The sequence below is a fragment of the Marinobacter metalliresistant genome (genome assembly GCF_038098645.1).
GTDB lineage: Bacteria > Pseudomonadota > Gammaproteobacteria > Pseudomonadales > Oleiphilaceae > Marinobacter > Marinobacter metalliresistant.
This window is the reverse complement of record NZ_CP101118.1, coordinates 3,662,613-3,679,412: the sequence shown is the minus strand read 5'-3', so window position 1 is coordinate 3,679,412 and position 16,800 is coordinate 3,662,613. Positions and strand designations below refer to the sequence as shown.

Here is a 16,800-nt window from a genome sequence, read left to right as displayed (position 1 = left end):
TAGTTTCCTATTTCCAAATCATCCCCCCTCAAAAGGCAATGGTATCAACTTAAGGAAAAACCACAGCGCCGGCAAGCCAGGTTCCTGCCACATCGAGCCAGCATGAAGTTGGCCAACTGACAGAAACACCCCTTTATTGCCGTGTTGAGGGGACACGGAGGTGCGGATTGGAGAAGAATTGCAGGTCAAGGCGACCTTTGAGGCGAGCGAAAGCCGACCAGCGCCAAACGCAGTCTTTGAGTCGGATTCAATACGCTCGTGACCGGAGCCTTCGGGTTCAGCGAGTGCGCTTGTAGCCTTCGCACCCGCGGGTTGCTTTTCGTCGGCGCTGGCGCGGAAAACTTCGCCCGGGCCGGATGGCGGTCAGGCTGTTACGGATCAGGGTCAACAGGCACTCCATGGCGTGGGCGCATGGCTCGACCAGGAGCGTCACCAGGGTGTTTTTCAGGCGCGACACGCCCTGAGTGAAGTTCGCCTTCCAACCCCTTTTGCGGTGTCGGGTTTGTTGCTCAATCCGGGGCTGCTGCAGTACCTGCATCAGCATGGCCAGGTTTTTCAACAGCAGCTTGGCGTGGAAGTCCTGAAGCGCCGCGGTCGCGGTGCGACCGCTGAAGTTGTCCAGGGTCAGGGTCTGCTTGAGCCGCCGGTAATCGGTTTCGATCCCCCAACGGCGGTGGTAGAGCCCCGCAAATTCGGTGGCCGGGAAGGCCTGGGTATCCAGCAGTGACGTGGCCAGCACTTCCACCTCACCGCCTGGCAGGAGCACCCGGATCAGGCGCAGGGTGACCTCGGTATCCGGATCGACGCCGGCCTGCTCGCAGACTTTTCGGGACAGCCAGCCCTTGCAGGCGAAACAGAGGGTCTGTTCGCTGTTGCCGGAAGCCACGAAGTCCCTCACGGCCGGGTTGTGCTTGAGAGTCAGGCGCATGAGGAAATGCTGGTTCCGCTGCAACAGGGCGGCAAAGAGCCAATGAGCAGGGTAGCCCCGGTCAAACACCAGGAGGCTGTTGTCCGGCGCATACTCCAGGTGCATGGCGGCACAGCCCCGCTCATCCACATCCGGAGTAATCAGCAGACCATGCAGGGTCTGTTGGTCGCACAGATCATAGAGCATGGACAGCCGCGCCACGGGCAGCTCACTGTGACTGCCGAAGAAGTTTTCCAGGGGCTGCTCCAGCGGCAGGTGTACACCGGAGCCGTCCACGCCCAGCAGCCGCAGCCCGCACCATGTGCTGCGCAGGCCCAGTTCATCCAGCTGGTTTTGAAGCACATCGTTCAGCGCCACCAGAGCGGAGGGCTTGAGCTTGCGGCGGGCTTTGCTGAAAGCCTGCGCGGTGACGACCTGTTTTTCGAAAGGCGTGTTGTTGAGCACACGGAAAAATTGATCCAGCTCGGTCTGAAGCGCACTGCCAGGCTGGTTAAGCAGAAAAAGGATCAGATTACGGAAGGTGAGATAGCGTTTTCGGGTGAAATCGCACGCATTTTGGCGATGAGTAGCAATGAATTCCGGGCTATCCAGCAAACTGGTTAATTTATGTACAATTTTTAAGCAGGATCTCGCTGGTGGGGTCAACCGTTGGATTGGATTTATGGCTCAATTCAGTGACTCCTGAGTTGGTTTGTGGACCCTAATTATATGATATTTTTAGTGAAATGTCTTAAGTTGATGGCATTGCCTCAAAAGGGGGGGGGCACGCTTCGCAAGGTAAATTCAATTAAGTCAATAAATTCGATCTTGCCAATTTCAAACTTAATTGTTATTTAGAGAAATTTATTCTCATCGTGAATTTACACTTTTACTTATTTATTATTATCAAAAACACTAGCACAATATATTATTTAAATATTAAAATTCATACTTTGACTTTCCAATAGATTTGCTAAACTCTACACTCCACCAAGTAAAATCCCCCGTTGGCAAGATACTAACGGGGGCAAAATGTCGATTTATATTCGGGATAAGACTTTATTCTATCCAAACATTTTCATATACGGCACGTCAGAAAACATACTGCACCATTCCTTGTAAACGAACTGCATCACCCTCCTCACCACTTTGTGTTCTACGACTGTGATAACCGGCCTCAACGCCATAGTTGATACGCTTAGCAGGCGACCAAATATAATTTAGGTAGATGCTTTCCGCTCTGTCGGTCGCTAGCGAAGACATTGCACCCTGGCCAACTGCATCATCCAAGTCCACCTTTGCAATTCCATAAGCAACATTCACGTTTCCGGTACCAACCGAAATCGTCATACCAACAGTGCCGCCAACACCCTTAATTCCCTCTACAGACCCGCTAGCGTCAATAAATCCGGCACCACTAGGTGACCCGTAAAGATAGCCCCCCAATCCATCACCATGAGTAAATGCGCCCCTAAGGCTAAATCTATCCGTCACCTTCGAAGCAGCCTCAAAATTTACCCCCCAGCCCAGAATACTTTCATCGCTATTACTAGCCCGGATTTCTCATGAGAGGGTAGCGTAAGGAGGAAGGGAGCGGCTGAAAGTGCTATGGTTTCAGGACCTTACACCATCACCACTGAACCAACAGCCGCTATCCAAAATGTTACCTGAAAAACTGACCTTCTCGCCACTCTCTCGCCGCCAAATTGAAGCCGATTTCTCCGGTGGTCATATCACCTCCGATGCAGGGTTGCTCCTGCTTCGGGAAGTCGACAAACAGCACCGTCTGACTCAGCGCCTGGCCTCGGTGCTTAACGATTCACGGAATCCAGTGCTGGTTCGCCACAAGCTGGAAACCATGACTCGGCAACGGGTCTTCGGCGTGGCTGCAGGATACGAAGATCTGAACGATCATGAAGCGCTGCGTTTTGATCAGGCTCTGCAAACCGCGGTCGGCAAAGAGCGCGACTTGGCCGGCAAGTCCACGCTCTGCCGAATGGAGCAGCAAGTAACCCGTCAGTCGGTGGTCAAGGCCCACGAATTGCTGTGGCAGCATTTCATCGAACAGCACGAGACACCGCCGAAGGAAATCGTGCTGGATTTTGACGGTACCGATATCCCCGTTCATGGCGACCAGCCCGGCAAGTTCTTTAACGCTTATTACGACCACCACTGCTACTTTCCGCTGTACGTGTTCTGCGGCCGTCACCTGCTGGTGAGCTACCTGCGCACCAGCAGCCGCAGTGACAGCCGCCACAGCTGGGCCATTCTGGCCCTGCTGGTAAAGTTCATCCGGCAATATTGGCCCGATACACGCATCGTGTTCCGAGGTGACAGTGGCTTCTATCGGCCTCGCCTATTGAGCTGGTGCGACCGGAATAATGTGGATTACCTGGTCGGCATCAGCAAGAACAGCCGGTTGCTCAAGGATGTGGAAGCGCCTTCACGACTGGTCCGGGACACGCACCAGAAAGTCGGTGAAAAAGTCTCTGCCGTTTACCGATTCCGCTATCAGGCGCGTTCCTGGAAGTTCCCTCGCTGGGTGGTGGCCCGCCTGGAAGAAGGCGAGCTGGGTTCCAACCCTCGCTTCGTCATCAGCTCCCGCTACGATGACGGCTTCAAGCTCTACTACGAGCAGTACTGCGCCCGAGGCGATATGGAAAACCGGATCAAGGATCAGCAGTTGTACCTGTTCGCGGATCGAACATCGAGCGTCCGGTGGTGGACCAATCAATGGCGGCTGATCTTGTCCGGCTTCGCTTACACCCTGTTCGAGCGATTACGAGCGCACCTGAAAAAGACACCCTTCGAACGAATGAGTGCTGGCAATCTGCGACTGAAGCTGATCAAGGTTGGCGCAGTCATCATCCGCAATACCCGTCGAGTCCGGGTGCTGATGAGTGACGCCTATCCTTACAAGCACGAACTCACGGATCTGGTAAGTCGCCTGGTTCCGGGATAGATGCTCGGGCTCCCCCGGCCCGACGCAATGGGGGAAAGGGGGCAGTATGTCCGGACAACAGAAATTGATCAATTATCAGGCTGTGATGGCTTCATCTGAGCGGTCATGGCGGTAAACCGCTCAGTCTGCGAGACTGGCTGAGTAGCTATGAGAAATCCGGGCTAAACCCTAATCGACTTTGAAAGGCGTGAAGATTAGCATGCCCCTCCGCCCCCTCCTGACTGTCGAGGGAAATTAAACGGTGGGTAACGGTAGGTCCAATATACCCGTCAACGTCATAAATCATGTCGAGCTTCGCATATCCATAAATGCTAGCCTTCATATCAGCCACATCTAGTTCAAAGGCAGATACCGAACATGTAGAAAACATAGTAATTGCTGCAAGGGCACTTAGTTTATAGATATTGGTTTTGTTATAGTGCATTAATTATTTCCCTTTTGAAATTATTGAAACCTTCTTGCATCTCAAACTTAATTTGCGATGCTCAATCAATCGTAATGCACCCCTTTGATGGGCTCCCCTCTCAAAAGGAGGGGGGAGAGGGTTGATGCATATATTCGGTCTTCAACGTATATGTCTAACATTTAGAAAATATAGATCCGTACACTAATTTTTCAGGGCACCAAAAATTAATGCCCACTGCCGGAATAAATCGAATACCCACGAATTTAATTTCAACTTCAGAATATCAGTAGAACTGAGATAATGTCTTTTAGTCACGTAGCTTTTACTTATAGAAATACTGTCTTTATGGATTTTTGCAGGAAGCTAAAAATTTCGTTATTTAGAATGACTAGAAGCTCGATTCGCCAAAATAAAACCAGCCACATTCTGTTTAAATCACCCCAGGTTCTTTTTTATGACTTTTTGGATTTCACCCACAATCCCGCTGCGGAAGGCCAGTACCGTCAACACAAAGATGCCGCCAAGGATCGGGTCTACCCAGTCGCGCAGCGGCCCCTGGGACAGCTGGTATTCAATGTTCACCACAAAGGTGGCGCCCACCACCGGTCCAAGCAGCGTACCCATGCCGCCCACCAGGGTCATCAGGATGACCTCGCCCGACATATGCCAGTGGGCATCATTGAGAGACGCCAACTGGAACACCACAGATTTCATGGAGCCGGCCAGGCCCGCCAGCGCCGCGGAGATCACAAAGGCCAGGACCTTGTAGCGGTCCACGTTGTAACCCAGCGAGACCGCCCGCGGTTCGTTCTGCTTGATGGCTTTCAGGATCTGCCCGTACGGGCTGCTGACAATGCGCTGCACCAGCAGGTAACAGGCGATAAACACCACCAGCACGAAGTAATACATATTGAGGTTGTCTTCGAGGTTAATCAGACCAAACAGCTCGCCCCGGGGGATGCCGTGCATGCCGTCTTCGCCGCCGGTGAATTCCGACTGCACAAAGAAGAAGAACACCAGCTGTGACAGCGCCAGGGTCACCATGGCAAAGTAGATGCCTTGCCGGCGGATCGACAGTAACGCAAAGGCCAGCCCCAACAGGGTGGCCGTGGCGGTACCGGCAATGATGCCCACCTCGGTGGTCAGGCCGGAGAAATGACTGAGCAGGTAGCCGGTGGTGTAACCCCCGGTGGCCAGGAAGGCGGCATGGCCGAAGGACAGCAAACCGGTAAAGCCGAACAGCAGGTTGAAGGCCACCGCAAACAGGGCAAAACACAGGATCTTCATCAGGAAGACCGGGTACATCACGAAGGGCGCGGCCAGCAGCAACAGCAGCAGCACGCCGTTCACCATCAGTTTCTTGCGGTCCTGGATCTTTTGCTGCTCGACAATGGCTTTGTGGATATCGGCAGGATTAACAGGCTGGTTCATGATTATGCCTCCTTACCGAACAGGCCGGTGGGTCGGATCATCAGCACCAGGACCATCACCAGGAAGATAACGGCCGAAGACGCCGGCGGGTAAAACGTTTTGGTGAGGCCTTCGATCACGCCCATCAGGATGCCCGTGATTATGGCCCCGCCAATGGAGCCCATGCCTCCAATCACCACCACCGCAAAGACCACGATGAGAATGTTGGACCCCATCACCGGAGTTACCGAATATATGGGTGCCGCCAGCACACCGGCGAAAGCCGCCAGCATGACGCCGAATCCGTAGGTCAGGCTCACCAGCAAGGGTACGTTAATGCCGAAGCCCTGCATCAGCTGCGAGTCTTCTGTGCCCGCCCTCAAGTAGGAACCCAGCTTGGTTTTCTCGATGATGAACCAGGTGCCGAAACACACCAGCAGGGCCACCACGATCACCCAGGCCCGGTAGTACGGCAGGAACATGAAACCCAAGTTGATGCCCCCTTTGAACATATCCGGCATGGAATAGCGCAACCCGGACACTCCGTAGATGTTGGTGAGGACGCCCTGGATGATCAGGGCCGCCCCGAAGGTGAGCAGCAGGCTGTAGATGTGATCCTGACCAGCAATGCGCCGGAGCAGGAAGTATTCAATCAACAAGCCGAAAGCGCCAACTAGGACTGGGGCCACAAACAGAGCTACCCAGTAATTGACGCCCAACAGGTCAAACAGAACCACGGTGACCAGGGCACCGAGCATATACATGGCGCCATGGGCGAAGTTGATGATTTTCAACAGACCGAAGATAACCGCAAGGCCGAGGCTTAACAGGGCGTAAAAGGCACCGTTAATAATCCCGATCAGGAGCTGGCCGGACAGCACAGCAAGAGGAACGCCGAACACCATTGACATGCAACGGACTCCAAATTAGCTAATAAAAATGTATAGTCAAAAGTTATTCGAACCGACCGGCAAGGGCTCTTCAATCTCAATATTCAAGAGCCCATGTCGAAAAATTACCTGTTGTCGGTGACTAGAGGACAAACACTATTTGAAAGGGGACGGAACGCTTCTTCGGCAGGAATTGTGCGGACAATCTTATATAGATCCCATTCCCCTTGGGATTCCTCCGGGGTCTTAACCTGAGCCAAATACATATCATGGACCATACGACCGTCCTGACGAATCCTTCCGTTAGTTGCGAACATGTCGTTGATTGGGGTATTAATCATCTGAGTGCGAACGATCTGAGAGTCGTCGGAGCCCGTAGCTTCGACAGCATTAAGATAATGTATTGTGCTGGAGTAGATACCGGCATGAACCATTGTCGGACGCACACCTGTTTTTTCAAAGAATCGGTCTGCCCAAGCGCGAGCTTCCGGATTCATATCCCAATACCAACCTGTTGTGAGTTGGATCCCCTGAGCAGTCTCAACTCCAAGCGAGTGCACTTCTGTAAGAAAGAGCAGCAATGCTGCGAGTTTCTGGCCGGATTGAGTCAAGCCAAATTCGCCAGCGGTATTGATAGCGTTAATCGCGTCAGCTCCGGCGTTGGCTAGAGCGACCACATCTGCTCCTGAGGCCTGGGCTTGAAGGATGAATGAAGAAAAGTCTGGTGTAGGAAACGGATGGCGAAGGGTCTTTATAACTTCACCTCCACTCGCCTCGACAACACTTGAAACCGCCGCTTCAAGTTCATGGCCTCCACTATAGTCGACAGCCAAAATGAACCATGACTCTCCTCCTTCCTCTACGACAGCACGGGCAGTTCCAACAGCTAACGGATATGTATCGTATACATAATGAATATGGTTCAGAGAGCAATGCTCATTCGTGATACTTGATGCGATTGAGCCCGACACGATGCCTAACTTATTATTCTCTTTTATAACTTCAATGGCCGCTAGAGATACAGAAGAGGCTACAAATCCCGCTACCATATCCACGTCTTCATTCTCTAACCACCGGCGCACTGTGCTTGAAGCCACGTCGGGGCTATTACGATCATCAGCGCTAACGATTTGGATATCGGCCATGCCAACCTTGCCGCCGAAATCATCCACCGCCATCTCCAGTGCAGCAAGGCCATTTGGCCCAACCAAATCTCGGTAGGTACCGGACATATCAGCTAGATAGCCAATTTTCACAATATCGTCAGAAATTTCTGCTTTCGCATCGCTAACGATCACTGCGGACAAAATCATCGCCAAGAAAGACTTTTTCATATTTATCATTTTTATATCTCCAACTAGGTCGCTAATTGTATTGTGGTTTAAAACTAGTGAGTTACTGCACGCCAATATTCCAAACTTCTTTTCCTATTGTTGGCTTTCGCTATACACAGAGATAATGATCCAGCAATGCCCTTTTAGAACTCAGCTCATGTGAGCTAATCTCTTCCACAATCTGGCCGTACTCCAAAACGTAATGGCGATCTGCGAGGGACGCTGCAAAGTGAAAGTTCTGCTCAGCTAGAACGATTGTCAGGCCCTTTTTCTTCAAGGCCACCAACACCTCACCCAACGTTTCCACGATGACAGGCGCCAGCCCCTCGGTAATTTCGTCGAGCAACAGCATATTGGCACCGGTGCGCAGGATGCGCGCCATGGCCAGCATCTGCTGCTCACCGCCAGAGAGCTTCGTCCCCTGACTGAATCGGCGTTCGTAGAGGTTGGGGAACATGGTGTAGATTTCTTCCAGGCTCATGCCGCCGCTGCGCACCACCGGTGGCAGGGTCAGGTTTTCCTGGACGTTGAGTGACGAAAAAATGCCCCGATGTTCGGGGCAATACCCGACACCCAACCTGGCAATATGATGGGGAGCGCAGGACATGGTCTCCTCCCCGTTGATCATGATGGAGCCGGTGCGGCGGCCCACCATGTTCATGATCGCTTTGAGGGTCGTGGTGCGGCCGGCGCCATTGCGCCCCAGCAGGGTTACCAGTTCACCCCGGTGCACCACCATGTCGATGCCATGCAGGATATGGGACTCGCCGTAGAAGGCGTGCAGTCCGGAAACCCGCAGCTGTTCGTATTCCTTGTCCGGTCCGTGACTCATTGGGCGGCCTCCGCACTGGCGGGATTGGTCTCGGTCGCGCCTCGCTCGCCACTACCGTCGGATCCCATGTAAACCTCGCGCACACGGGGATCGGCAGACACGGTTTCGTAGTCGCCTTCAGTCAGAACGGCCCCCTGGGCCAGCACGGTGATGCGGTCACACAGTTTGCTGACCACGCTCAGGTTATGCTCCACCATCAGCACGGTACGGCCCTTGGCCGCGCTGCGCACCAGTTCCACCACGCGATCCACATCCTCGCTGCCCATACCCTGGGTGGGTTCGTCGAGCAGCAGGATTTCCGGCTCCATCGCCAGCGTGGTCGCCAGCTCCAATGCCCGTTTGCGGCCGTAGGCCAGCTCCACGGTGGTGGTATTGGCAAAACTGGTCAGTCCCACCGCATCCAGCAATTCCATAGCGCGCTCATTGAGCTTGTTCAGACGGGCTCCGGATTGCCAGAAGCTGAAAGAGTTGCCCTCGAACGTCTGCAATGCGACGCGGATATTCTCGAGGGCAGTCATGTGCGGGAACACAGCGGAAATCTGGAAGGACCGAACCACACCCCTACGGGCGATGGCGGCGGATTTCAGAGAGGTGATGTCCTCTCCCTTATAAAGGATCTGCCCCCTGGTCGGGATCAGGAACTTGGTCAGGAGATTGAAAACCGTGGTCTTGCCGGCACCGTTAGGGCCAATTAAGGCATGAATATCGCCCTGCCGAATTTGTAGATCGACATGATCAACGGCCTGAAATCCCCTAAACTTCTTTACGAGGCCTCGGGTTTGCAATACATATGGATTACTCATTTCTTGCCTACTATTTTTGTTTTTGAACTTTGTCCAAAGTATCTTCATAAATCATATGACTCCCCCCCCAAAAGAAGGGGCCGCGTAAAGATTTTCCAATGGCCATCTACTTTGCCCGCTCTTCATCGTGAATCTTGTAGCTTTCTGCCTCAGTCGAGAGTTTCGCCTCCCAACACAAGAAGTGTGAGTGGCTGTATCGTCCTGTCGATGATCGGCACCTCCACGTTGTCGTCGCGGAAGAACTCGCCCCAACTGATGAGGTTCTTGGTGGTGGTCAGGATGATCGACCGGTATTCGTAAAGGCTATCGATCAACTGGAGCAAGTTGTAGCGGGCCTGCTGGGTTGACCTGCCCACACCTGACGGGCTGATAAACACCAGGTTTTCCGTTCGTCGTGGAACTGCTAATCCAGCAAGGAAAGTAGCTGGCTCTGTGGCCTGGGGGCTACAGCCACTCCGAGGCGGATGGGTTCTACCCCGTTACTGCGGACATTCCTAAAAAGAGGCACACTGTGCCAAAGGAGTGTTCATATTCAGACGCAGAAGATATAGCCCAGAGTTCAAACGCGAAGCCATCGCTTTAACCCGTCAGCCCGGTGTGAGCTGTCGCCAGATTGCCCTGGAGGTTGGTATTAATCCCAACCTGCTGTCTCGGTGGCGCAGAGAAGCGGATGAGGAGACAGACAAGGCCTTCAAGGGCTCTGGTTCTCCCAGAGACGAGGAGGTTGCCCGTCTCAAACGAGAATTGGTTCGCGTGAAGAAGGAGCGTGATTTTTTGCGCGAAGCGGCGGTGTTCTTCGCAAAGGAGTCGCCCTGAGGTATCAGGCGATTCAACGTTGTCGCAGCCATTTCCCAATACGTATTATGTGCCCACGCAGGAAGGAAAGCTCTTTCTGTGCGTGGTTCTCGACCTATACAGCAAGCTGATCGTTGGTTGGCCCATGCATTACCGGCAGGATCGGCATATGGTGATCAGAGCCGTTGAGATGGCCGTTTGGCAGCGCCAGGGGAAAGTCCCGGTGGTATTGCATTCAGATCGAGGCAGTCAATTTACCAGTGGTGACTACCAGCGATATCTTGGTAGCAACCGTTTGGTAAGCAGCATGAGTGCGGTCGGTCATTGTGGCGATAATGCTGCCTGCGAGGGATTCTTCGGTAAGCGGCCGGTGATCACACCTTGTCAGGTGTAGCCGGCTTCCAGTGGTGGGGCAACAGCTCGTCGATGGCGTTGTTCTTCTGCGTTGGCAGCCGGGTCAGCACATCCTTCAGGTAGGCATAAGGATCATGCCCGTTCAGCTTGGCGGACTGGATCAGGGTCATCACCGCAGCCGCCCGTTGACCACTGCGTAGTGATCCCGCGAACAGCCAGTTGCTGCGGCCTAATGCCCAGGGCCGGATCTGGTTTTCCACCCAGTTGTTGTCGATGGGCACCGCACCATCGTCCAGGTAGCGCGTCAGCGCTGCCCAACGTTTGAGACTGTAATCCAGTGCTTTGGCCGTGCCGGAGCCATCCGGCACTTTCTGACGATGCGCCTGCATCCATTGCTGTAGTGCATCAGCAAGCGGTTTGGCTTTGGTTTGTCGGATTTCCAGCCGCTTATCCGGCGGCAGGTCTTTGGTTTCCCGTTCGATCTCGTAGAGGCCGCCGATGTATTCCAAGGCCTTGGCCGCCAGTTCGCTCTTGTTGGCCTCGTGCAGGTCGTAGAACTTGCGTCGGGCGTGTGCCATACAGCCAATTTCGGTGATGCCGTTGCCGAACCCGGCCTTGTAGCCGGCGTAATCGTCACAGACCAGCTTGCCCTGCCAGTCACCCAGGAAGGTGCGGGCGTGTTCACCCGCCCGGCTTGGGGCGAAGTCGTAAACGGTGGCTTTCAGGTCCGAGAACGGTGTGGTGCAGTAAGCCCAGACGTAGGCCTTATGGGTTTTCTTCTTACCCGGAGCCAACATGCTGACCGGCGTTTCATCGGCGTGCAGAACGTTGTGTTCCAGCAAGGCGTTTCTCAACGCATCTGCCAGGGGCTGCAACTGCACACCGCAGGCACCGACCCATTCGGCGAGTGTGGAACGGGGTATTTCCAGGCCGGCACGGCCGAAGATGCGTTCCTGACGGTACAGTGGCAGGTGGTCCGCGTACTTGGCCACCAACACCTGAGCCAGCAGGCCGGCGGTGGGGATGCCCTTGTCGATCACCTGCGGTGGTACCGGTGCCTGGATCAAGGTCTCGCACTGCTCGCAGGCCCACTTGCCCCGGATGTGCCGCTCCACGGTGAACTCGCCCGGGACGTAATCCAGCTTTTCGCTCACGTCCTCGCCAATACGCTTGAGCTGGCAGCCGCAATGGCACTGGGTATTGACCGGTTCATGGTGGATCAGGGTACGGGGCAGCTCCGGTGGCAGCGGGGTGCGCTTAGGCTTCTGCTTGGGTCGAGCGGCCTTCTGCTCCTCAGTCATCGCCTGGTCCAGCTCGGCTTCGATGGCGGCCAGGTCACTGTCGATCAGCTCGTCCAGGAGCTTGCCCTGAACGGCATCGAGTTGCTCACTGCGGCGGGCGAACTTGTGACGTTTGAGGATGGCGACTTCGTGGGTCAGCTTCTCGATGATGGCATTGCGGCGCACCAACTCCCGCTCCTTCCGGCCCAAGGCTTGATCCTTGGCGTCCAGGGAGTCCATCAGTTCCGTCGCCAGAGCACGGAGCTGATCGGCTGAGAGTTGGTTGATATCGGGGCGCTGAGTCATGCCGCCTAGCCCGGATTTCTCATAGCTACTCAGCCAGTCTCGCAGACTGAGCGGTTTACCGCCATGACCGCTCAGATGAAGCCATCACAGCCTGATAATTGATCAATTTCTGTTGTCCGGACATACTGCCCCCTTTCCCCCATTGCGTCGGGCCGGGGGAGCCCGAGCATCTATCCCGGAACCAGGCGACTTACCAGATCCGTGAGTTCGTGCTTGTAAGGATAGGCGTCACTCATCAGCACCCGGACTCGACGGGTATTGCGGATGATGACTGCGCCAACCTTGATCAGCTTCAGTCGCAGATTGCCAGCACTCATTCGTTCGAAGGGTGTCTTTTTCAGGTGCGCTCGTAATCGCTCGAACAGGGTGTAAGCGAAGCCGGACAAGATCAGCCGCCATTGATTGGTCCACCACCGGACGCTCGATGTTCGATCCGCGAACAGGTACAACTGCTGATCCTTGATCCGGTTTTCCATATCGCCTCGGGCGCAGTACTGCTCGTAGTAGAGCTTGAAGCCGTCATCGTAGCGGGAGCTGATGACGAAGCGAGGGTTGGAACCCAGCTCGCCTTCTTCCAGGCGGGCCACCACCCAGCGAGGGAACTTCCAGGAACGCGCCTGATAGCGGAATCGGTAAACGGCAGAGACTTTTTCACCGACTTTCTGGTGCGTGTCCCGGACCAGTCGTGAAGGCGCTTCCACATCCTTGAGCAACCGGCTGTTCTTGCTGATGCCGACCAGGTAATCCACATTATTCCGGTCGCACCAGCTCAATAGGCGAGGCCGATAGAAGCCACTGTCACCTCGGAACACGATGCGTGTATCGGGCCAATATTGCCGGATGAACTTTACCAGCAGGGCCAGAATGGCCCAGCTGTGGCGGCTGTCACTGCGGCTGCTGGTGCGCAGGTAGCTCACCAGCAGGTGACGGCCGCAGAACACGTACAGCGGAAAGTAGCAGTGGTGGTCGTAATAAGCGTTAAAGAACTTGCCGGGCTGGTCGCCATGAACGGGGATATCGGTACCGTCAAAATCCAGCACGATTTCCTTCGGCGGTGTCTCGTGCTGTTCGATGAAATGCTGCCACAGCAATTCGTGGGCCTTGACCACCGACTGACGGGTTACTTGCTGCTCCATTCGGCAGAGCGTGGACTTGCCGGCCAAGTCGCGCTCTTTGCCGACCGCGGTTTGCAGAGCCTGATCAAAACGCAGCGCTTCATGATCGTTCAGATCTTCGTATCCTGCAGCCACGCCGAAGACCCGTTGCCGAGTCATGGTTTCCAGCTTGTGGCGAACCAGCACTGGATTCCGTGAATCGTTAAGCACCGAGGCCAGGCGCTGAGTCAGACGGTGCTGTTTGTCGACTTCCCGAAGCAGGAGCAACCCTGCATCGGAGGTGATATGACCACCGGAGAAATCGGCTTCAATTTGGCGGCGAGAGAGTGGCGAGAAGGTCAGTTTTTCAGGTAACATTTTGGATAGCGGCTGTTGGTTCAGTGGTGATGGTGTAAGGTCCTGAAACCATAGCACTTTCAGCCGCTCCCTTCCTCCTTACGCTACCCTCTCATGAGAAATCCGGGCTAGTATGCCAAGTCCCTGCTCGGCAGGCGATTCGCGGTTCTGGCTATAGCGGCATCACAGCACTTGTGATTACAGGATGCAGATGACGCCCTCCGCGCCAATGCGCTGCCAGGGCAGGCCCTGAACCAAGGCAGACAACTGTTCCTCGGTCAGGCGCAGTTGGTCACCGCGCCAGGTTTCGCCCCAGTGGAATTTACCCCGGTTCAGCCGGCGGGCGCACAACTAGATGCCCAGGCCATCATGGATCAGCACCTTCATCCGATTGCCTCGCTTGTTGGCGAACAGTAAGCGTTCATTCCAGGACGTCCTGCCACCCGGCTGAAAATCGCCCTACAGTAACCTCACATTTTTCAACACGAGGTTACCCCCATGAGAAAGCACCGTACCCCAGAACAGTGGCAGGCCCTGGTTGATCAGCAGCGCGTCAGCGGCTTGTCAGCGCCGCAGTTCTGTAAGCAGGAAAATATTGGTTACGCCAGCTTCTGCAACTGGCGCAAGCGGCTGTCCGATCCGTCGACCGATGATTCGGCAGGTTCCGGTGAAGCCAGTTTTCTGGATCTCTCGTCATTAATGGGCACGTCGCCATCCTCCGGTCCGGGCTGGAACATTGTGCTCAGCCTGGGTAACGGCGTCGAGCTGCGGCTGAGTCAGCACGGATGATTGGGCTCGATAGCCAGGCGCGCATCTGGCTGTGCACCGAGCCCACCGACATGCGCAAATCGTTCCGGGGCCTGAGCGCCCTGGTCCGGAATCAGTTGAAGCACGACCCGCTCAGCGGCCAGTATTTCGTCTTCGTCAATCGCCGCAAGACCCAGATGAAGATGCTGTACTTTACCGCCACCGGTTATTGCCTGTGGGCCAAGCGCCTGGAGCAGGGGCAGTTCCGGGTGCCGTTATCCGCCTCCGGTCAGCGAGCCCTGACCCTGACGGATCTGCAACTGCTGATCGATGGCATCGAAGTGCAGAAATACCGCCAGTTCAAGCGTTTTCGAGGGGTATAGAAGACGGACTTCCGGTATAATATCGGCCATGAATTCAACGGCTTCCGCCCCTTCTTCCAACGCACCTTCCTACTCGGCTCTGGCCGAGGAGAATGCCGTGTTGCGGGAGCAGTTGGGAGCCCAGGCAGAAGCGATTCGTCAGCTGACGCATCAACTGGACTGGTTCAAGAAACAGCTGTTCGGCCCCAAATCCGAGAAGCAGGTTTATGATGTTCCGCAACAGGACAACCTGTTCCAGCCAGATGAAGCACCGCTGCCGGAGCAGCCTGCGGATGAAGATAAACGCACCATTAAGGCCTATCAGCGCGGCACCGGCAAGAAACAGCGGGACGACGACTGCCTGAACGATACTGGCCTTCGCTTTAGTGCCGATGTGCCGGTGGAAGTCATTGAACACCTGCCACCGGAACTGACCGGCGCGGAGGCCGACCAGTACGAAGTGATCGGCAGCAAGACCACCTACCGGCTGGCCCAGCGGGCCTCCAGCTATGTGGTACTCAAGTGTGAACGCCCGGTGTTCCGGCGCAAGGGAACCGAGAAGCCGGTGACGACTCCGGCTCCGTTTAACGTACTGGACAACAGCCTGGCCGACGTCAGCCTGCTGGCCGGGCTGCTGGTGGACAAGTTCCAGTTCCATCTGCCGTTGTATCGCCAGCACCAGCGCATCCAGCAGGCCGGTATCACCGTCAGCCGCAGCACCCTGACCAATCTGGTCAAGCGCGCCATCGACCTGCTTCGGCCCATTGTGGATGCCCAGACAGACAACGTGCTGCGCAGCCGGGTGCTGGCCATGGATGAAACGCCCATCAAGGCCGGTCACCAGGGCCGGGCGGGCCCGCAAAAAGGCAAGATGAAATCCGGATGGTTCTGGCCGCTGTATGGCGATGCCGACGAAGTGGTGTTCACCTACTCGAACAGCCGGGGCCGGGCCCATATCGAGGAGGTGCTGAACGAACAGTTCAGCGGCACTCTGATCAGTGACGGCTATGCGGCCTATGCCCGCTACGCTGCCGCCCAAGAGAACGTCACCCATGCCCAATGCTGGGTGCACAGTCGCCGTTACTTTATCGAGGCACAGAAGGATCATCCTGAGACAGTCACCGAGGCCCTGCAACGGATCGCAACGCTGTACCGGAATGAAGAGACCCTCAAAGCTCAAGGGCTGACCGGCGAGAAGAAACGCCAGTACCGGTTGGATCACTCGAAGCCGGTGGTCAGCGGCTTCTTCCAGTGGTGCCGGGATCAGTTGGAGCAAGGCGGTCTGCTGCCCAGCGACTCACTGACCAAGGCCCTGAACTACGTGCTCAGCCGCGAAGCGAGCCTGACCGTGTTCCTGGAAGATCCCGACGTACAGCCAGACACCAACCACCTGGAACGGGCCCTACGACCCATCCCCATGGGCAAGAAAAACTGGATGTTCTGCTGGACCGAACTGGGCGCGGAACACCTGGGCATCATCCAGAGCCTGGTCAGCACCTGCAAGCTGCACAATATTAACCCCTACACCTACCTGGTGGACGTGTTGCAACGCATCAGCCAGCACCCGGCCAGTGAAGTCAGCGACCTGACGCCGCGACTCTGGAAAACCCGGTTCGCCGACAACCCGTTACGGGCGCTGATCGACCCACGCCATCCTGACCGACAGAACAAACAGCCGGAGGCCGTTCATGCGCATTGAAGACATGAGCATCGACCAGTTGCTGGAACTGAATCAAACCATCTGCCGGCGCATCGACGAACTGCGGGATCAGGAAAATCTCCAGGCGCTGAGCCAGTTGCGGGTGGGCCTGAAAGTGACCTTCGAGGGCCGGGAAGGCCCCGTATTGGGGATCGTCACCAAGATCAACCGCAAGAGCGTGATCGTGCTGGGTGACGATGGCAGGAAGCAGTACAAGGTCTCGCCGGAGTTACTGAGACCTCTCCGGGACGTGAAGTAGGTC

17 protein-coding genes and 2 pseudogenes are annotated in these 16,800 nt (G+C 55.5%); 7 read left to right on the top strand and 12 right to left on the bottom strand.

All coding sequences use genetic code 11. The features are described from left to right. Window positions 1–277: 277 nt before the first annotated feature. Entirely contained in the window at window positions 278–1,573 is a 1,296-nt protein-coding gene (locus NLK58_RS17170) for an IS4 family transposase (RefSeq protein ID WP_341581325.1), read from the bottom strand. A 426-nt stretch (window positions 1,574–1,999) separates the two neighbouring features. Further along, window positions 2,000–2,257: a hypothetical protein gene (locus NLK58_RS17165; protein ID WP_053114449.1), complete on the bottom strand. Its 258-nt coding sequence runs from the start codon at window positions 2,255–2,257 to the stop codon at window positions 2,000–2,002. Between the two features lie 310 nt (window positions 2,258–2,567). Between NLK58_RS17165 and NLK58_RS17160 the strand changes: the two genes are divergently transcribed. Then, the gene (locus NLK58_RS17160) at window positions 2,568–3,869 is read left to right on the top strand and encodes an IS1380 family transposase (RefSeq protein ID WP_053114403.1); all 1,302 of its coding nucleotides are present in this window, start codon (window positions 2,568–2,570) and stop codon (window positions 3,867–3,869) included. 145 nt (window positions 3,870–4,014) lie between these two features. Here NLK58_RS17160 and NLK58_RS17155 read toward each other — a convergent pair whose 3' ends face one another. From NLK58_RS17155 to NLK58_RS17125, 7 genes are all read right to left on the bottom strand, one after another. Next, the gene (locus tag NLK58_RS17155; protein WP_341581378.1) at window positions 4,015–4,293 is read right to left on the bottom strand and encodes a hypothetical protein; all 279 of its coding nucleotides are present in this window, start codon (window positions 4,291–4,293) and stop codon (window positions 4,015–4,017) included. A 417-nt stretch (window positions 4,294–4,710) separates the two neighbouring features. Beyond that, window positions 4,711–5,706 carry a branched-chain amino acid ABC transporter permease gene (locus NLK58_RS17150; RefSeq protein WP_053114444.1) on the bottom strand — a complete coding sequence of 332 codons (996 nt, stop codon included), beginning with the start codon at window positions 5,704–5,706 and terminating at the stop codon, window positions 4,711–4,713. Between the two features lie 2 nt (window positions 5,707–5,708). After that, window positions 5,709–6,596 carry a branched-chain amino acid ABC transporter permease gene (locus NLK58_RS17145; protein ID WP_053114443.1) on the bottom strand — a complete coding sequence of 296 codons (888 nt, stop codon included), beginning with the start codon at window positions 6,594–6,596 and terminating at the stop codon, window positions 5,709–5,711. A gap of 104 nt (window positions 6,597–6,700) precedes the next feature. Next, window positions 6,701–7,918 (bottom strand): ABC transporter substrate-binding protein, encoded by a 1,218-nt coding sequence (locus tag NLK58_RS17140; protein ID WP_053114441.1) that lies wholly within the window; start codon window positions 7,916–7,918, stop codon window positions 6,701–6,703. Window positions 7,919–8,018: 100 nt separating this feature from the next. Beyond that, complete coding sequence (locus NLK58_RS17135; protein WP_053114438.1) at window positions 8,019–8,741, bottom strand: ABC transporter ATP-binding protein; 723 nt, start codon at window positions 8,739–8,741, stop codon at window positions 8,019–8,021. After that, window positions 8,738–9,544, bottom strand: coding sequence for an ABC transporter ATP-binding protein (locus tag NLK58_RS17130; protein ID WP_053114437.1), 807 nt, complete (start codon window positions 9,542–9,544; stop codon window positions 8,738–8,740). The genes NLK58_RS17135 and NLK58_RS17130 overlap by 4 nt, the downstream gene beginning before the upstream one ends. 149 nt (window positions 9,545–9,693) lie before the next feature. Then, window positions 9,694–9,921, bottom strand: coding sequence for an ATP-binding protein (locus NLK58_RS17125; protein WP_053114435.1), 228 nt, complete (start codon window positions 9,919–9,921; stop codon window positions 9,694–9,696). 151 nt (window positions 9,922–10,072) lie between these two features. On the opposite strand from NLK58_RS17125, the pseudogene NLK58_RS20680 reads away from it, so the two are divergent. Beyond that, window positions 10,073–10,413 (top strand): annotated as a pseudogene (locus NLK58_RS20680) (transposase); the annotation flags it as partial. Window positions 10,414–10,415: 2 nt separating this feature from the next. Then, window positions 10,416–10,700 (top strand): annotated as a pseudogene (locus tag NLK58_RS20675) (transposase); the annotation flags it as partial. Window positions 10,701–10,713: 13 nt separating this feature from the next. Here the strand turns inward: NLK58_RS20675 and NLK58_RS17115 are convergent. The 3 genes from NLK58_RS17115 to tnpB (NLK58_RS17105) all read right to left on the bottom strand — a co-directional run bounded on the left by NLK58_RS17115 (window position 10,714) and on the right by tnpB (NLK58_RS17105) (window position 14,081). Then, complete coding sequence (locus NLK58_RS17115) at window positions 10,714–12,279, bottom strand: IS66 family transposase (protein ID WP_053114433.1); 1,566 nt, start codon at window positions 12,277–12,279, stop codon at window positions 10,714–10,716. Window positions 12,280–12,449: 170 nt separating this feature from the next. Then, complete coding sequence (locus NLK58_RS17110) at window positions 12,450–13,751, bottom strand: IS1380 family transposase (RefSeq protein WP_053114403.1); 1,302 nt, start codon at window positions 13,749–13,751, stop codon at window positions 12,450–12,452. 177 nt (window positions 13,752–13,928) lie between these two features. Further along, the gene (tnpB, locus tag NLK58_RS17105) at window positions 13,929–14,081 is read right to left on the bottom strand and encodes an IS66 family insertion sequence element accessory protein TnpB (protein WP_082220567.1); all 153 of its coding nucleotides are present in this window, start codon (window positions 14,079–14,081) and stop codon (window positions 13,929–13,931) included. 147 nt (window positions 14,082–14,228) lie between these two features. Between tnpB (NLK58_RS17105) and NLK58_RS17100 the strand changes: the two genes are divergently transcribed. Genes NLK58_RS17100 through NLK58_RS17085 form a run of 4 tightly spaced genes read left to right on the top strand, consistent with a single transcriptional unit; the run spans window position 14,229 to window position 16,797 of the window. Next, window positions 14,229–14,519 (top strand): IS66 family insertion sequence element accessory protein TnpB, encoded by a 291-nt coding sequence (locus NLK58_RS17100; RefSeq protein ID WP_286894708.1) that lies wholly within the window; start codon window positions 14,229–14,231, stop codon window positions 14,517–14,519. Continuing rightward, the gene (gene tnpB, locus NLK58_RS17095) at window positions 14,516–14,860 is read left to right on the top strand and encodes an IS66 family insertion sequence element accessory protein TnpB (protein ID WP_016915087.1); all 345 of its coding nucleotides are present in this window, start codon (window positions 14,516–14,518) and stop codon (window positions 14,858–14,860) included. The genes NLK58_RS17100 and tnpB (NLK58_RS17095) overlap by 4 nt, the downstream gene beginning before the upstream one ends. Then, window positions 14,808–16,538 carry an IS66 family transposase gene (locus NLK58_RS17090; protein ID WP_376788055.1) on the top strand — a complete coding sequence of 577 codons (1,731 nt, stop codon included), beginning with the start codon at window positions 14,808–14,810 and terminating at the stop codon, window positions 16,536–16,538. Before tnpB (NLK58_RS17095) ends, NLK58_RS17090 begins: the two co-directional genes overlap by 53 nt. Next, window positions 16,528–16,797: a hypothetical protein gene (locus NLK58_RS17085; RefSeq protein ID WP_248185950.1), complete on the top strand. Its 270-nt coding sequence runs from the start codon at window positions 16,528–16,530 to the stop codon at window positions 16,795–16,797. Before NLK58_RS17090 ends, NLK58_RS17085 begins: the two co-directional genes overlap by 11 nt. Window positions 16,798–16,800 lie beyond the last annotated feature (3 nt).

What these genes read in the sequence shown, in the direction of transcription:
- NLK58_RS17085 (WP_248185950.1), top strand. Translation starts at nt 16,528, where the DNA reads ATGCGCATTGAAGACATGAGCATCGACCAGTTGCTGGAACTGAATCAA.
- NLK58_RS17135 (WP_053114438.1), bottom strand. Translation starts at nt 8,741, where the DNA reads ATGAGTCACGGACCGGACAAGGAATACGAACAGCTGCGGGTTTCCGGA.
- NLK58_RS17165 (WP_053114449.1), bottom strand. Translation starts at nt 2,257, where the DNA reads ATGACGATTTCGGTTGGTACCGGAAACGTGAATGTTGCTTATGGAATT.
- NLK58_RS17140 (WP_053114441.1), bottom strand. Translation starts at nt 7,918, where the DNA reads ATGATAAATATGAAAAAGTCTTTCTTGGCGATGATTTTGTCCGCAGTG.
- NLK58_RS17100 (WP_286894708.1), top strand. Translation starts at nt 14,229, where the DNA reads ATGAGAAAGCACCGTACCCCAGAACAGTGGCAGGCCCTGGTTGATCAG.
- NLK58_RS17150 (WP_053114444.1), bottom strand. Translation starts at nt 5,706, where the DNA reads ATGAACCAGCCTGTTAATCCTGCCGATATCCACAAAGCCATTGTCGAG.
- NLK58_RS17110 (WP_053114403.1), bottom strand. Translation starts at nt 13,751, where the DNA reads ATGTTACCTGAAAAACTGACCTTCTCGCCACTCTCTCGCCGCCAAATT.
- NLK58_RS17115 (WP_053114433.1), bottom strand. Translation starts at nt 12,279, where the DNA reads ATGACTCAGCGCCCCGATATCAACCAACTCTCAGCCGATCAGCTCCGT.
- NLK58_RS17160 (WP_053114403.1), top strand. Translation starts at nt 2,568, where the DNA reads ATGTTACCTGAAAAACTGACCTTCTCGCCACTCTCTCGCCGCCAAATT.
- NLK58_RS17130 (WP_053114437.1), bottom strand. Translation starts at nt 9,544, where the DNA reads ATGAGTAATCCATATGTATTGCAAACCCGAGGCCTCGTAAAGAAGTTT.
- NLK58_RS17155 (WP_341581378.1), bottom strand. Translation starts at nt 4,293, where the DNA reads ATGCACTATAACAAAACCAATATCTATAAACTAAGTGCCCTTGCAGCA.
- tnpB (WP_016915087.1), top strand. Translation starts at nt 14,516, where the DNA reads ATGATTGGGCTCGATAGCCAGGCGCGCATCTGGCTGTGCACCGAGCCC.
- NLK58_RS17145 (WP_053114443.1), bottom strand. Translation starts at nt 6,596, where the DNA reads ATGTCAATGGTGTTCGGCGTTCCTCTTGCTGTGCTGTCCGGCCAGCTC.
- NLK58_RS17090 (WP_376788055.1), top strand. Translation starts at nt 14,808, where the DNA reads ATGGCATCGAAGTGCAGAAATACCGCCAGTTCAAGCGTTTTCGAGGGG.